The organism is Burkholderia sp. 10_S31 (genome assembly GCF_056930375.1).
In genome coordinates this window covers 3,195,801-3,210,860 of sequence record NZ_JBXOWK010000001.1, presented here as the reverse complement: position 1 = coordinate 3,210,860, position 15,060 = coordinate 3,195,801, and the positions used below count along the sequence as shown (strand labels likewise).

Annotated in this window: 9 protein-coding genes; 2 read left to right on the top strand and 7 right to left on the bottom strand. The window is 63.4% G+C overall.

All coding sequences use genetic code 11. The annotated features are described in order from the left end of the window. Positions 1-207: 207 nt before the first annotated feature. The 5 genes from AC1Z3W_RS14425 to AC1Z3W_RS14405 form a co-directional block, all read right to left on the bottom strand. Positions 208-1,518, bottom strand: coding sequence for a dicarboxylate/amino acid:cation symporter (locus AC1Z3W_RS14425; protein WP_483507798.1), 1,311 nt, complete (start codon positions 1,516-1,518; stop codon positions 208-210). A 75-nt stretch (positions 1,519-1,593) separates the two neighbouring features. After that, positions 1,594-2,592: a C45 family autoproteolytic acyltransferase/hydrolase gene (locus AC1Z3W_RS14420; RefSeq protein WP_082664967.1), complete on the bottom strand. Its 999-nt coding sequence runs from the start codon at positions 2,590-2,592 to the stop codon at positions 1,594-1,596. A gap of 9 nt (positions 2,593-2,601) precedes the next feature. Continuing rightward, complete coding sequence (locus tag AC1Z3W_RS14415; RefSeq protein ID WP_082664968.1) at positions 2,602-4,197, bottom strand: biotin carboxylase; 1,596 nt, start codon at positions 4,195-4,197, stop codon at positions 2,602-2,604. Next, positions 4,133-6,886 (bottom strand): aminotransferase class I/II-fold pyridoxal phosphate-dependent enzyme, encoded by a 2,754-nt coding sequence (locus AC1Z3W_RS14410; protein WP_483507797.1) that lies wholly within the window; start codon positions 6,884-6,886, stop codon positions 4,133-4,135. The genes AC1Z3W_RS14415 and AC1Z3W_RS14410 overlap by 65 nt, the downstream gene beginning before the upstream one ends. A 155-nt stretch (positions 6,887-7,041) precedes the next feature. Then, a complete protein-coding gene (locus tag AC1Z3W_RS14405) occupies positions 7,042-7,905 on the bottom strand; it encodes a carbon-nitrogen hydrolase family protein (RefSeq protein ID WP_175826253.1) in 864 nt (287 codons plus the stop codon). 827 nt (positions 7,906-8,732) lie between these two features. Here AC1Z3W_RS14405 and pdxR (AC1Z3W_RS14400) point away from each other — a divergent pair. Next, positions 8,733-10,265 carry a MocR-like pyridoxine biosynthesis transcription factor PdxR gene (pdxR, locus tag AC1Z3W_RS14400; RefSeq protein ID WP_063791592.1) on the top strand — a complete coding sequence of 511 codons (1,533 nt, stop codon included), beginning with the start codon at positions 8,733-8,735 and terminating at the stop codon, positions 10,263-10,265. A 156-nt stretch (positions 10,266-10,421) separates the two neighbouring features. Here the strand turns inward: pdxR (AC1Z3W_RS14400) and AC1Z3W_RS14395 are convergent, their stop codons facing one another. Both AC1Z3W_RS14395 and pdxR (AC1Z3W_RS14390) read right to left on the bottom strand, forming a co-directional pair. Continuing rightward, complete coding sequence (locus tag AC1Z3W_RS14395) at positions 10,422-12,620, bottom strand: penicillin-binding protein 1A (RefSeq protein WP_483507796.1); 2,199 nt, start codon at positions 12,618-12,620, stop codon at positions 10,422-10,424. Positions 12,621-12,717: 97 nt separating this feature from the next. Beyond that, positions 12,718-14,268 (bottom strand): MocR-like pyridoxine biosynthesis transcription factor PdxR, encoded by a 1,551-nt coding sequence (gene pdxR, locus AC1Z3W_RS14390; RefSeq protein WP_124833814.1) that lies wholly within the window; start codon positions 14,266-14,268, stop codon positions 12,718-12,720. A 128-nt stretch (positions 14,269-14,396) separates the two neighbouring features. Between pdxR (AC1Z3W_RS14390) and AC1Z3W_RS14385 the strand changes: the two genes are divergently transcribed. Next, complete coding sequence (locus AC1Z3W_RS14385; RefSeq protein ID WP_483507795.1) at positions 14,397-15,035, top strand: FMN-binding negative transcriptional regulator; 639 nt, start codon at positions 14,397-14,399, stop codon at positions 15,033-15,035. The last annotated feature ends 25 nt before the right edge of the window (positions 15,036-15,060 follow it).

Genomic DNA, 15,060 nt, shown 5'->3' with positions numbered 1-15,060 from the left:
CCCCGACCGATCGTTCCGCGCGAGCACACGTTCGCGACGGTTGGGGGGCCGTCAAGCACGCCGCTGTTCCGACGGTTTGCGGTTCCGGCTTCGAGAACGTTCGTCACCGGCAGGTGCCGATCTCGATCGAACGGGCGTGCGTACCAAGCGGGTGGCGTGTCTGCAGACAGCCACCGGCATTGATCGGAACAGCGTGCGTGACCAGTGTCAGGCGTCTGCCGGGTGGGCAAGCGTCGCGGCGAGTTCGGCATCGATGCGGGCCGCGTTCGCTTCCGCATCGGCTTCCGGCAGCAGGCTGCCTTCCCACTTCGCGACCACCGCGCTCGCGATCGAGTTGCCGACCGCGTTGGTTGCCGAGCGCCCCATGTCGAGGAACGTGTCGACGCCGAGAATCAGCAGCAGCCCCGCTTCCGGGATGTCGAACTGGTGCAGCGTCGCCGCGATCACGACGAGCGATGCGCGCGGCACGCCGGCCATTCCCTTCGACGTCAGCATCAGGATCAGCAGCATCGTGATCTGCGTGCCGAGCGACAGGTGGATGTTGTACGCCTGCGCGATAAACAGCGATGCGAACGTGCAGTACATCATCGAGCCGTCGAGGTTGAACGAATAACCCATCGGCATCACGAAGCTCGAGATCTTGCGGCGCACGCCGAACCGGTCGAGCGCATCGAGGATTTTCGGGTACGCGGCTTCGGAGCTTGCCGTCGCGAACGACAGCATGAACGCTTCCTTGATCAGCACGAGCAGCTTGAACACGCGACGGCCGAGGAACAGCAGGCCGGCGATCACGAGCGTGCTCCACAGCAGGAACAGGCTCACGTAGAAGTCGCCCATGAACACCGCGAACTTCAGCAGGATCGACAGCCCGTTGATCGCGACGGTCGACGCCATCGCCGCCAGCACCGCGAGCGGTGCGAGCTTCATCACGTAGCCGGTGATCTTCAGCATTACGTGCGACAGCTGGTCGATCGCGGCCACGAGGATCTTGCCGCGCTCGCCGAGCGCCGCCAGCGCCACGCCGAAGAACATCGAGAACACGACGATCTGCAGGATCTCGTTGTTCGCCATCGCCTCCGCGAACGACTTCGGCACCATGTGGCCGACGAAATCCTTCAGCGTGAACTTGGAGGTCGCGAGGTTCGCCGAGGCGCCGATGTCCGGCAGCGGCAGGCCGAGGTTCTCGCCGGGCCGCAGCAGGTTCGCCATGAACAGCCCGAGCAGCAGCGAGATCAACGACGCGGTGATGAACCAGCCGAGCGCCTTCACGAACACGCGCCCCACCGACGACGCGTCGCCCATGTGCGCGATGCCGACGACGAGCGTCGAGAACACCAGCGGCCCGATCACCATCTTGATCAGCCGCAGGAACACGTCGGACACGAGGGAGATGTAGCCGGCAATTTCAGTCGAGACCTTCTTGTCGGGAAATTGCGTATAGATCATGTAGCCAACTGCGATGCCGATCAGCATTGCAATCAAGATGTGAATGGCTGAGGCGTTTCCTTTCTTTCTCACTTTGAATCTCCATGTTTTGCATCGAAGAACTGATGCCGGAAGCGACGAAATACGACGTGGTCGCTTCCGGCAGCATCAGCGTCGTGACGCTTTCCGTAAGTCCGGCTGCCGACAGCCTTCTTCGAATGCAGTCAGCGACTGTGCCCAGCATTCGTCGGGCCATCGGAGTTCCGCCTGCAGGGTCAACGGGCGATAGACAGCCGAATAGAGCGTCCCGTAGCCGCGTGACCATGCGTCCTGATACAGGGGTTCGCACAGTAGTGCATCAATCGCCTGTTGGGCAGTGCCGGACATGTGGCAATGCGTTTGCAGGGCGGTCAACCGCTCTCTCGATCGGGTCGCGTGCGCATGTTCGGGCCATTCGACCGCATGCTGAAAGTTGGTGACGGCGACACGACGCGTGATTTCGGTGGGACGATCCGGGTTGACGAAGACGGTGGCCCAATCTGCATGGCGATCCAGTAGCGTGACGCTGTAACTCATATGTACCGGCACGCGCTGCAGGATGGCTGCTGCTTCGGCAGTTGTCCGTGCCGTTTCGAGCACGTACCGCAGCACGAGCGGGATGCCGAAACCGACGCCGGACACGGTACGTCCTCCGAAAGAGAGCGATACGGCGAGTCCGCTTTCGTTGATGCCGTCGAGCGCTCCCCACAGGCAATCGACCATTGCCGCGACACGCGGCCCCACCCAGCGCGTGGCAAGCCAGCTTCCTTCGAGTAGCGCGGGCGCAAAATCGTAATTGCGCAGCAGCATCGGTTCTCCGTGGCCGGCTGGATCAATCCATACGCCCTGCGAGCATCCTGCAATGTAGGGCGGAGGACACCACAGCGACAGGAAGCGTGCCTCGACGTCGCCGCCTCCCGCGAGGTCGACGAGGCGCTCCCAGACGGGAACCAGTTCGGGCATGTGCTCGCGTAGTGCGCGCCGACACGTGAGGTAGCTGGGCCGGCCGGCTACGCCACTCCGCAGGAACCATGCGCGATAGCTGGGCCACGCGTGTTCGAACAGCGCGCGCCATTTGTCGCCGGGGATATCCTCGGCGATGGCGCGGAACGACACACTGATGGACATGGCGGTGCCTTACAGGATCTTGAACGAACCGGGCGTGGGCACCGCGTCCGGCGTCGGTGCCATGAGTGGTTTGCCGGCGTAGTAGTTCTTCAGTCCACGCACCCAATCTCGCGCACGAATGTTGAGCCGGAAGTTGTCATCCATCGACCGTCCGCGCGTGATCAGGATGCCAAGGTCCGCGCCCTCATAGCGATAGTCGCCGGGGCCGGTGATGCGCAGGAAGAATGCCTCGCGTTCGCTGTCGATCGCGCGGCGGTGGTAATCGAAACGGTGGTAAGACACGCTGCCGTCGTCGGCCATGCGGTAGATGCCGGTTGCCGGTGCGTGCGTGACCTGGTCGACTTTGTCATCGTTGAACTTCAGAACGACTTGCGACCACGAATCGATGAAGTGTGGCTGCGCCCATCGCTCGTTGATCTCCTTCACGTTCAGATTGAACGGCACGCCGGAGAATTCGAGCAGGTGGAACAGGAACAGCGGTGCGTCAGCGTATGCGAACGCCGCGTGGTTCGTCATCGGGCTTGCACCGCAGATACGTGGATTGAGTTCGCCGAGATACACTTCGCCGGAATCGACGTCGATCAGGAAATCGAGGTCGAAGTAGCCGCGGTAGCCCTCGTTCAAGAGCTGGTTGCCGAACTTCTCCGCCATCTCGCGCGCCTTCGCACGAACTTCTTCGGTGAATGCCCCCGGGAACACTTCGTTGCCGCACCAGCCGCCCTTGTATGGTGTCAGCTCACGAGCGCCGACCACTTCGGTCAGGAGCGGGCCGACGAGCGTGCCGGACTGCGTCGCGCACGCTTCGAGCGTCGCACCGCGACAGTTGATTCGCTTCATGATCTTGACTTCGGGATCGCTGACGATTTCATCCTTGTGCTTGTTGAAATCATCTTCCGACGCGATGAAGAACGTCGTGTGGCCCGAGTCTCCGAATGCGGACTGCACGACGAGGTCCTTGCCCAGACCGTTGCGATCGGCAATTTGCAGCAGGTGTGCGTAGCTGTCGACTTTCTCGAGCGCGTTCGGCACCGAATGCACGCCTGCCTTGTTCCCGATGCGCACGGTCTCCATCTTGTTGTCGCAGCGGGTCCGCAGTGCGGCCGGGGGGAACCAGACATCCAGGCCGATCTCTTCCGCAAGCGCCTCCGTCTTCTCGTCGAACATCAGGAATGTCGCGACCGGTCGGCCACCGCGACGCTCGATCAGATCGATCACCTCCTTGTGCGCCAGCAGATGGTTGTTGATGTCCTCGATCGACTGGAATTCGTCGTGCGGCGATTCGGACGGCACAAAGACGTTCGGATGGCGTCCGTCGAAGCAGTCGATGTAGTTGATGTACATGAATCGATTCACCCATCTGTCCACGCCGAGCAGATTGAAGTTCGTTGCGCTGATGAAGTAGATGGGACGCTCGTTGCGGTGGAACATCAGCAGGAGATCCGCGATGCTGTTGACAGATTTGCTCACTTGTCGCTCCTTGTATCGATTCTTGTTCGATTTCGTTTTGCTGCGTCTTGGTTCAGTTCGGTAGCACCGGGCTTTACGCCTTGGCGCAGGCGTATGCTTGTTGCGATGGCGTGGGCGTGACTTGACGAGCGGCCGCAACGCGTGCGGCTGTACTCTGCGCCGCGCATTCGAGCGCCGTCTCGGTGAAGATTCGGAAGCCCAGTTCGGCGCGGAAGCCGTGGATCTCGCGCACGTCAAGCGCGGCCATGAACTGAAGGATTTCGGGGCTGATGACCTGTCCCGGTACGAGGATCGGGAAACCGGGCGGGTAAGGGATCACGAACAGCGCGGACACGAGCTCGCGGCCGGAAGCAATCGCGCGAGCGGCTTCGTTCATGTCGATGTATTCGCAATTTGCATCGTCATATGAAAGGAAGAACGCGCTGCGAATATCACCGTCTCGGGTTTCGGTGCGATCGTCGACACTGCGGCCGCGAAACGCGAAATGGAAACGCGAGAAATCCGGCAGCGGCGGTTGCTCCTGTGTCAGCGAACGAACCCGTTTATCGTGAATCCTCCGCTCGACCGCGCTCATGTCGACCACGCGCGCGTCGACATCGCGTGCAATCTTCACCAGGACCTCGATGAGGTAGGCGATTGCCGAGCGGGTCGTACCGATATTCGTCATGAAAAGAACCGTGTTGCGAGACGTCTTGTTGATCTGGATACCGTATTTATCCATCAACTCCGTGTTTTTGAACGTGTCGCCATCCATGCCCGTCGAACCGATGACGAGTGTCGCGCGCGTCGGATCCAGCACGAACTCGTCGGTACGCCACGCGGCTTCGAGATTGCTCCATCCGGTCTCGTCGTTGAAGTAGCTGCTGACAGCCGACTCTCGATAGGCAGGCGGTACGATGTCCCCGACGCGCAGGAAGCGGAAGTAGCGACTGAGAAACGGGTGTTGCTTGACCTGCTCGCGAAGACTCATTGCGAGTTCGAGTTGGCGCTGGATCAATTCGTAACCCTCGAGTTCGACCTGACGGCGTCCGACGTCGAGTGAGGCGAGGATTTGATAGTTGGGAGACGTCGACGTATGCGTCATGTACGCTTCATGGAACGATTCTTCGGCCTTGTCCTTGAAATCCTGGTCCCACACGTGAATCATCGAGCCCTGGCGCAGCGCGGTGAGCGTCTTGTGTGTCGAGTGCGTCGCGTACACGCGCACCCGCGCGCGCGACGGATCGGGAAGCAGGCGCGCGTCCAGAAGCTGTGCATCGTCGTTCCAGTCGAGCGTGGCGGCGAACTCCGCGTGGCGTTTCGCGTAGGCCGGGTCCTTGAACGTATCGGCGAGCTTGGCCGCGTTCGCCATCGCAGTACGCTGCCGATAGATCGGGTGACAGCGCGCGAAGGCAAACCACGCCTCGTCCCACAGGAAGACGAGATCGGGCTTGATCGCCAGGCACTCCATCATCACGCGCTCGACGTCGTAGACGATGCCGTCGAACGTACAATTGGTCAGTAGTACCATCTTCACGCGATCGAGTCTTCCAGCGCGGCGAAAATCGAGCAGCGTCTCTTTGATGTGACGGATGGGTACGGCGCCATACATCGAGTACTCGTCCAGCGGATAGGAGTCGAGGTATGCCACCTGTGCGCCTGCGAGCACCAACCCGTAATGATGGGACTTGTGGCAATTTCGATCGACGAGCACGATGTCGTCGGGCCTGACAAGTGCCTGAACGACGATCTTGTTGCAGGTCGACGTTCCATTCGTCGCGAAATAGGTGCGACGCGCGCCGAATGCACGCGCGGCATACTCTTGCGCGAGCTTCAGCGGTCCGCTCGGATCGAGCAGCGAATCCAGCCCGCCCGACGTCGCGGAGGTCTCGGCCATGAAGAGATTCATGCCGTAGAACTGCGCCATATCGCCGATCCAGTTGCTGTTCATGATCGACTTGCCGCGTGCGAGCGGCAGTGCATGGAATACCCCGGTCGGTTGCTTTGCATAGTCGCGCAGGGCATTGAAGAACGGCGTCCGGTGACGCTCGGCGACACCTTTCATGATCGAGCCGTATAGCTCGAGGTGGTCTTCCTCGCCAAAGAAGATTCGCTTGAAGACCTCGCCGACGCGTGCGGCGATGTCCTCGACGCTCACGTCCGTCACGAGATACAGGTCAAGTTCCGGGCGGATCTGCGCGATCCGGCGGCCAAGCAATGGGCCGCGCTCGGATTCGGGCATGGACTCGACGCTGTCGTCCACTCCGTCCAGAAAACGGCGCAGCATGCCGTTGTGGTTCGCCGATCGGAACGGAAAGCCGTGCCGAATCACCACTGCCTGGAGATTGAAGTTGACGAGAGTCGCGATCAATGCATCTTCGAAGCTCGGCACGATGACGATATCGAAGATGAAGTCGTCATCTGGGCTGCGCTTGCGCTGAACGCGGCGACGCAGCGCGTCTTCCTCGCTTGGCGACATTTCATCGACAATCAGCACTTCAAAATAGGGGCGCGCGAGCTGTGCCTGTCGTTCGCTATCGGTTTCGATTTGAGAGGGAAGCTCGTTTTCGCTGTCGAGCGTGTTCGCGTCGTGACGGTAGGTGCGGGCCGCCAGAACGCGATGAATGCGACGCGCCGCCTGATGCGCGCGGCTCATTTCTTCGCGTTCGATCCATTGTCGAAGCTCCCCGAATACTCGTCGGCCGGGGAACGCCCAGTAGCTTTCGATCGGTGTGAGCAGATCGACGGTGCGCCACACGCTGGCCAGCCGCAGTACAAACTCAGGATCGTCGGTTGACAGGATTGCCAGGCGACTAAGATCGTCTACCAGATTGATCCAGCCGTCCATGCGTCGCTCCCAGACGCTGCGATGGTTGCTCAATTGTGTAACGAACGGCGGCAACGGTTGCTCCGATCTCATATCTTCTATCTCCTTGATTCGATTTTTGTTCCCGGCCATATGGTTCGGAATCCGTCCGGCGGTGCTGGCAAAACGCCCGTCTTTCAATCCGGCTTTGTAAGCGGTCCTAATGTATTAAGATATGAAAAATCAGGATTGTCTCTTTCGTAGACGGGGAATTCGCAGCTTCTGTCCCTGAAGCTTTTCAGAGGCTGGCCGAGATTTCGCAACCCGTGCTCTCGCTCGCGACGTACGCGTTCGAAGTCGACTGCGATCGGGATGATCTCGCTTCCGCTGCCGGCCTGATGCAATACGTAGCCGGATGGATCGCAGACGATCGAGCGGCCGACACCACCGTCTTCGATGCCGTTGATGTCGAAGAAGTAAAGCTGGTTCTGAGCGGCTGATGCTCGGGCGATCGAGAGTTCGACGTCGCGGTCGATCGTGTCCGTCATCGTGGGATGCAGGATCACTTCCGCTCCCATCGCGGCGAGCGTGCGCGTGGTTTCCGGAAACCACATGTCGTAGCAGATCGACACACCGATCCGTCCCATGCCTGGCACGTCGAACACGCAGAACTCGGTGCCGCTCTCGACGTCGCGCTCGTACGGGCGGAACGGAAACAGTTTTCGATAGCGCGCGATGACATCTCCACGCGGATCGATTACCGGTGTGGTGTTGTAGATGAGCGTGCCATTGGGTCCGTCGACCTGCTCGAACAGGGAACCCGGAATCAGCCAGAGCCCCGTTTCATGAGCAAGTTCTGCCAGACGCGCCTCGGTGGCACCGGGCAGCGATTCGGCGTTGCGATGCAGCGGACCCAGCGGCGCGAGTTCGGAGAACAACACCATGCGGACCCACGGAAACCGGACTCGAATGTGGCGCAGGTAATTGCCGATGACTTCGACGTTGCTCTCGAACGCGGATACCCGCATCTGAACGCCGGCGATGCCGAAAATATTGTGCATGGTCTTTCTCAACATTCGATGGAGTTCGGGCAAACGCAATCTACCGTCACGACTGCCTCACGATCGGGCTCGATGGCGGGGCCGTGCGAGGCACGTGGCTCATCGAGGCAGATCCTTGCCGGACCATACGCAGTGTTGTTGAAACGGGAATGCGAGTGGTGTCGGCGCGACGGAATGGTCTCGGCGAGACGCGGGACATCAAGGGGATGCGACGCGATAGCAGAGGGTGAAGCGTGAGCTGTAGTGAGTGGAAGCATGATTGATACGTTCGTCATGACAGTCTGCTGAACGAAAATGATCGGGATGATCGGTGGCATGCATTCTAGAACCAACATGCCTGAGCGAATGGGTCCAACAAATTCATTGTGGTTGGATCCAAGTCGGAAAAGTGTCACCGTGCAATGACTGCCCCGAGGGGGCGGGGCGAATCGATGCGCGGAGCGGTGCGGCAGGTCCGGAGATCGCGACCGAGGAGATTGATGCCGCTAAATTTCAGCTGCTCATTCCGCAACTGCCGGCTCTTCTGCCCGATGCAGCCAAGCCTGGCCCGTATCTCGCCCGGGGCATTCTTTTTTCGGGGCACATTATTCGGATAACGCATGGCCTTTGCGTGCCGAATATCGGTCGCATACCGTCCGCAGGTTGAGGATATCGAGCATCGTCGCTTCACTGATATCGTCGCAGGCCCGTCAGGCGGGCCGAAATCGTCGGTTGACCTCGGCAGGGAGAACTTGACGGAATGAAGCGGGCGAATTGATGGCAGGTTGCAACATGAATGGGTACGTGCGTGATCACCACGAGTCGGATTTGAGATCAGGGGAAATCAGATGAGAGAATCCCCGTTGATCGAATGGCTGCTCACGCTGGCGCACTGGAGTCGTCGCACGCCGTGCGGGACGCCACTGAACCGTAGGCTGTTCGACGACCTGCGCGAAGCGATTCTTTCGGGCCGCATTGGCCCGGGCGCGCGGTTACCCGCGTCCCGCGACCTTGCACGCGAGTTGCATGTGGCGCGGAATACGGTGATCTACGCATACGATCGTCTGACTGCGGAAGGATATGCACGTGCTTCCGGTGGCAGCGGCACATATGTGAGTGACACGGCACCTGATGCGTCGTTGATCGATCGCATGGCCGGCACGAGTCGGACCACGAACGACTGGATCGCGCGCCAGGGATCACGACTCGCCGCCCGCGCAATGGATCTGCTCGTCAACGCGGGTGCATCGGATTATCAGGTTGGCGCATTCGTCCCGGGTATTCCGGACATCGGCGAGTTTCCGCGCGTCGTATGGCAGCGACTGATCGCGAAGGTCTGGAGAACTGCGGGGCAGGGTCAGTTGGGCTACGGCAGTCGTCATGGCTATCCGCCGCTCAAGCGCGCACTGGCCGAATATCTGACGCTTGCCCGTGGCGTCGCGTGCTCGCCGGAGCAGATCATCGTGACACAGGGTTCGCATCAGGCGATCGATCTGTGCGCGCGCCTGCTTGCCGACCCCGGCGAACTGGTATGGATCGAGGATCCGTGCTATTGGGGAGCGCGCAGCGTGTTTCGCGGCGCGGGGCTCGATCTGGAGGCGATACCGGTCGATGCGCAGGGAATCCAGTTGCCGAGTGCATTTGGCCGGAGCCCGAGATTGATCTTCGTCACACCGTCGCATCAATATCCGAGCGGCGTGGTGATGAGCCTCGCGCGGCGCAGGTTGCTGACGGAAATGGCGCGCGCGCAAGGCGCGTGGATCATCGAGGATGACTACGACAGCGAATTCCGGTATTACGGTGCACCCCTGCCGTCACTGCAGGGGCTTGATCCACATCGGAACACGATCTACATCGGCAGCTTCTCGAAGGTGCTTTACCCGGGGTTGCGACTTGCGTTCCTGATCGTGCCGCCCGATCTCGTCGACGCGTTTGCCGTTGCCCAATCGGAGGTCTATCGCGGTGGGCAACTGACAATCCAGGCGGCCTTGGCGGAGTTTATCGACAACGGGCATTACTCGGCCCATGTGCGGCGGATGCGCAAGATATACGCAGCGCGCAACACGCTGCTGACGACGTCGCTCCGGCGGCATCTTGGCGATCGTATCGACGTTGCAGGAACGGATACCGGGCTGCATCTCACGGTGGCGCTGCATGGCGCGAATGACCACCTGGTCTCGCAAGGGGCGTTGGCCCAAGGGATCGTCGCACGGCCGTTGAGCTCGTATTTTGCCGTGCCGTCGAATGCGCGAAACGGTCTGGTGCTGGGTTACGGAGGGGTGTCCGACGATGCGATCGAGGGGGCGGTACAGAAGCTTGCGATTGCGATCGACGCAGCCGAGACCAAGGGGCGATGCTCGCGGGAGACAATACCGACTTGACCGGGGCGCGATCGAGGTGGCGCATGATTTCGTCCGCGCCGTTGCGTGACGACATTATCAAGCGTAGTCGATCGACGGACATGTCACGTCGAGGATGCGCGGCGCGTGCCGCGATCGCTTCGTCCAGGCGGACGAAGCGCCGTTGCCGTGCAGTGATTACCGGAACATTCTCAACCAGTCGAACAGGCCGGGATGCGGACGCCGCCTCGGCGTCGGCGCCGGTGCGCTGCGCGGCCGGAAGTCGGGCGAGAACTGGGCACGCGGGTCGATCGCTTGCGCACGCAGCGCCGCATCGTAGAACGAGCCGACGATCGGCAATGCGCTATGCGCGCCCGCACCCCAGTAGTCGCTGCGCAGTGTCACGCTGCCGTCGTCGAAGCCGACCCACGCGCCCGCCACCAGTTGCGGATGCATCAGGATGAACCATCCGTCCGTGTTGTCCTGCGTCGTGCCGGTCTTGCCCGCGACGTCGATGCGAATCCCGTAGCGCGAGCGGATGTCGGCACCGGTGCCGTAATCGACGACGCCGCGCATCACGTCGACCAGCGTTTGTGCCGCCGCTACCGGCAGCGCGCGTTCGGGCGGCGCGCTGCCGAATGCGGCGAGCACCTTGCCGTCGCGATCCTCGATGCGCGTGATCATCTGCGGCGCGACGTACACGCCGCGGTTCGCGATCGTCCCGTACGCGGACACCATCTCCTTCAGCGTGACGGGGCTCGTTCCGAGCGCGAGCGACGGCACCGCATCGAGCGGGCTCTCGCGCACGCCCATCGCACGCGCGAGCTGCGCGACCCGGCCCGCGCCTTCACGCTGCATCACCTGCGCGGTGATGCGGTTGCGCGACAGCGCGAGCGCGTCGCGCAGCGTCATCGGTGCGTCGGTCGGCGGCTCCTCATCGGTCGGACGCCATACCGCGTGTGCACCGATCGGGATCGCGACGGGGCGATCGACGAACGTATCGTCCGGTCGCATCCCGTCCGCGAACGCGGCGCCATAGACGAACGGCTTGAACGTCGAGCCCGGTTGACGCCGCGCCTGCATGACGTGATCGAACGGCTCGCTGCCGAAGTCGGGGCTGCCGACCCATGCGCGGATCGCGCCGTTGCGCGGATCGATCGCGACGAAGCCGGCCTGGACCTGCGTCTTGCGATCGCACAGCGCATGGATGAACGCGCGATTCGCACCAAGCTGCTTCAGCGCCGCCGCATCGTTGAGCCCGGCGTCGCGCGCGTCGCGATAGTCGGGCGTCTGCCGGATGAAACCGCGGAACAGGTCGTTGCGCAGCCCGCAGCCGGACGCGTTGTGCCACGCGCTGTCGGCGATCGCCTGCAGGCGATCGGTTTGCTGCGTGAGCGCTTGCGTCGCGATGTCCTGCAACTGCGCATCGAGTGTCGTGCGCACGACGAGGCCGTCGGAGTAGAGATCGTAGTTGTTGCGGTCGGCCCATGCGATCAGCCACTTGCGCAACTGCACGGCGAAGTGCGGGGCAGGGCCCGGCTGCGCGGTCTGCGGCTCGAAGTCGACGCGCAGCGGCCGGCGCTGCAGTTTCGCGAGCTGCTGCGGCGACAGCATCCCCATCGCCTGCATTCGCGCGAGCACGATGTTGCGGCGCTGGACCGCACGTTCCGGATTCAGCACCGGGTTGTAGTAGCTGTTGCCCTTCAGCATCCCGACGAGCGTCGCGCTTTCGACGATGTCGAGCTGGTTCGCCGATTTGCCGAAATAGGTGCGCGCGGCCATTTCGACGCCGTACGCGTTGTACAGGAACGGCACGGTGTTCAGGTAGGTTTCGAGGATCTCGTTCTTGCTGTACACCGTCTCGATCTTGAACGCGGTGATCAGCTCCTTCACCTTGCGCGTGAGCGTCGGCGCGCGGCCGACCTCGTCCGGATACAGGTTGCGCGCGAGCTGCTGCGTGATCGTCGAACCACCCTGGCGGCTGCCCGAGAACGTATGCAGCCCCGCCGCGAGCGTGCGGCGCAAGTCGATGCCGTGATGCGAGTAAAAGCGGTGGTCCTCGGTCGCGATCAGCGCGTCGACCATGTGCGGCGAGATCTGCTTGAGCGGCACCCATTCGCGGTTGACGGGCCGGAATTCGGCGATCAGCTGGCCGTCGGCCGACAGCACGCGCGCGGGGCGGTCGATGCGCGCCTTGCGGATGTCGCCGATGCTCGGCGTGAACGGCACGAACGCGAGCAGGACCAGCAGGCCGAGCACCGGTATCGCGGCGAGTGTCAGTGCGACGCCACGGCGAGTGGGATGGCGCAGGCGATGCCATGCGCCGGCGCCCAGCGCGCGGGCACCGTCACGGCAGCGAAGCCACAGGTTGCGAAGAAACGGCACGAAGCGATTCACGGCGGCAGGAGCGCGATCGGAAAAGGCGCGATCCTAGCAAACTGGGCAGCGTTGCCTGTGGTCAAAATGCCGGTTTTCCTGCAGGAGTTACAGAAGATTACGTTTGTTGCCCGCGGACAACTTTTGCCCGCGTACGCGGGTGCGATTCGTCCGATGAATCGGCGCCGGCCGCGTCGCCGACCACATCGGCGAGCCGCTGCGCGGCCGCTTCCATCCGCGCGCGATCGAACCCGCCGAAGCCGAGCACGAGGCCCGGCCGCCCGGTGCCCGGCGCGAACATCGGCGACACCGCGCGCACCGCGACGCCCGCCTGCGCGGCGCGCGCCGCCACGTCGAGATCGTCGATCCCTTCCGCGAGCCACAGCACGACGTGCATCCCCTGATCGCCCGGCTGCACCCATGCGCGCTCGCGCGGCAGCCGCGCGCCGAGCGTGTCGATCAGCAGCGCGCGCTGTTCCGCGTAGACGCCGCGCACGCGGCGAATGTGGCGGTCGAGATGGCCTTCCGCGATGAAGGCGGCGAGCACGTGCTGATCGGCGGTCGGCGCGTGGCGGTCCATCAGCACGCGCGCGCCGCAGAACGCCGGTACGAGGTCGTCGGGCGCGATCACGTAGCCGAGCCGCAGCGACGGAAACAGGATCTTGCTGAACGTGCCGAGATAGACGACGCGTTCCGGATCGAGGCCTTGCAGCGACGGAAACGGATAGCCCTCGTAGCGCAGCTCGCTGTCGTAATCGTCCTCGACCACCCATGCGCGATGCGTGCGTGCCCAGCCGAGCAGCGCGTTGCGCCGCGCCATGCTCATCGGCATTCCGAGCGGGTACTGGTGCGACGGCGTGACGAATGCGGCGCGGGCGTTCGCTGCGATGCGGATGCCTGCCTCGACGTCGATACCGTCCGCGTCGACCGGCACGCGGACCATGGCGTTGCGCCGCCCGGTGCTTTCGAGCAGCGCGGTGATGCCGCGATAGGCGGGATTCTCGACCCACGCGCGATCGTCCGCGCCGAGCAGCACCTGGCTCGCGAGGTGAAGCCCCTGCTGCGTGCCGCTCGTGATCACGACCTGATCGGCGCCGCAGCGCACCGAGCGTGAGCGGCGCACGTAGTCGGCGATCGCTTCGCGCAGCGGCAACGCGCCTTGCGGATCCGCATAACCGGACGGTGCGCCGGCGCCGCGTGCGCGCAGGCGGTTGCCGAGGCGGCGCCAGATGTCGTCGGGCGCGGTCAGCCCGACCGGCACCGAGATCGCGAACGGCACGGCCGGCAGCGGACGGAATTCGCGGGCGATCCGCGCGAACGTCGCGGCCGGTTCGGGCAGGCCGGCGTGCGCGGCGCGCTGGCGGGCGGCCGGTGCTTCGCCGGCCGGCGGCGGCTCGGCCAGCGCGTTCGCGACGCGCGTGCCGGCGCCGCCGCGCGATTCCAGGAAGCCTTCGGCGACGAGCTGCGCATACGCGTCGACGACGGTGCCGCGCGCGACCCGCAGCGATGCCGCGAGCAGCCGCGTGGACGGCAGCGTGTCGCCAGGCCGCACGTCGCCGCGGCGCACCGCGTCCCGCAACGCCTGCGCGAGCTGGCGGCTGAGGTCGCCGGCTGCGCGGTCGAGCGCGCCGAGCGACGGAATTTCGACGATCCGGGCGGTTCGGGCCATGATTCTGGTCTGCTGAGATTATTCGAAACCGGCTCTACAGAATAAACCAGTTAGCGATCACAATCCGGGCATGACGAGCCCGTTTCAGGCCCGTTCCCTCCTGAACCCTGTCCGACCGTGGAGCCGCCATGTATGTCCCCGCCGATTTCGCCGAATCCCGCCCCGACGCACTGCGCGAACTGATCGTCCAGCATCCGTTCGGCAGCCTGATCACGCACGGGAAGAGCGGGCTCGACGCGAACCACATTCCGTTCGAACTGCTGCCGGGCGACGGCGGCCTTGGCGAGCTGCACGCGCACGTCGCGCGGGCGAATCCGGTTTGGCAGGAGGTCGCCGATGGCGACGAGGTGCTCGTGATCTTCCGCGCCGGCGACGCGTACATCTCGCCAAACTGGTACCCGAGCAAGCACGTCGCTCACCGGCAGGTACCGACGTGGAACTACGTGGTCGTGCATGCGCACGGCCGCATCACGGTGCGCGACGACGAGAAGTTCGTGCGCGGCGTGGTCGCGCGGCTGACGCGCACGCACGAGGCATCGCAGCCGGAGCCGTGGAAGATGGCCGACGCGCCGAAGGACTATCTCGACACGATGCTGCAGTCGATCGTCGGGTTGCAGATCGAGATCACGCGGCTCATCGGCAAGCGCAAGCTCGGACAGAACAAGGCGGTCGACGATATGCGCGGCGCGGGCGACGCGCTGATCGCCGAGGGAAATGTGGCGATCGGGGAGGCGATGCTGGCGGAGGCGGAAGCGAAGCGGGGGTGAGCGCCGTTGATTCGCACGGGGCGCA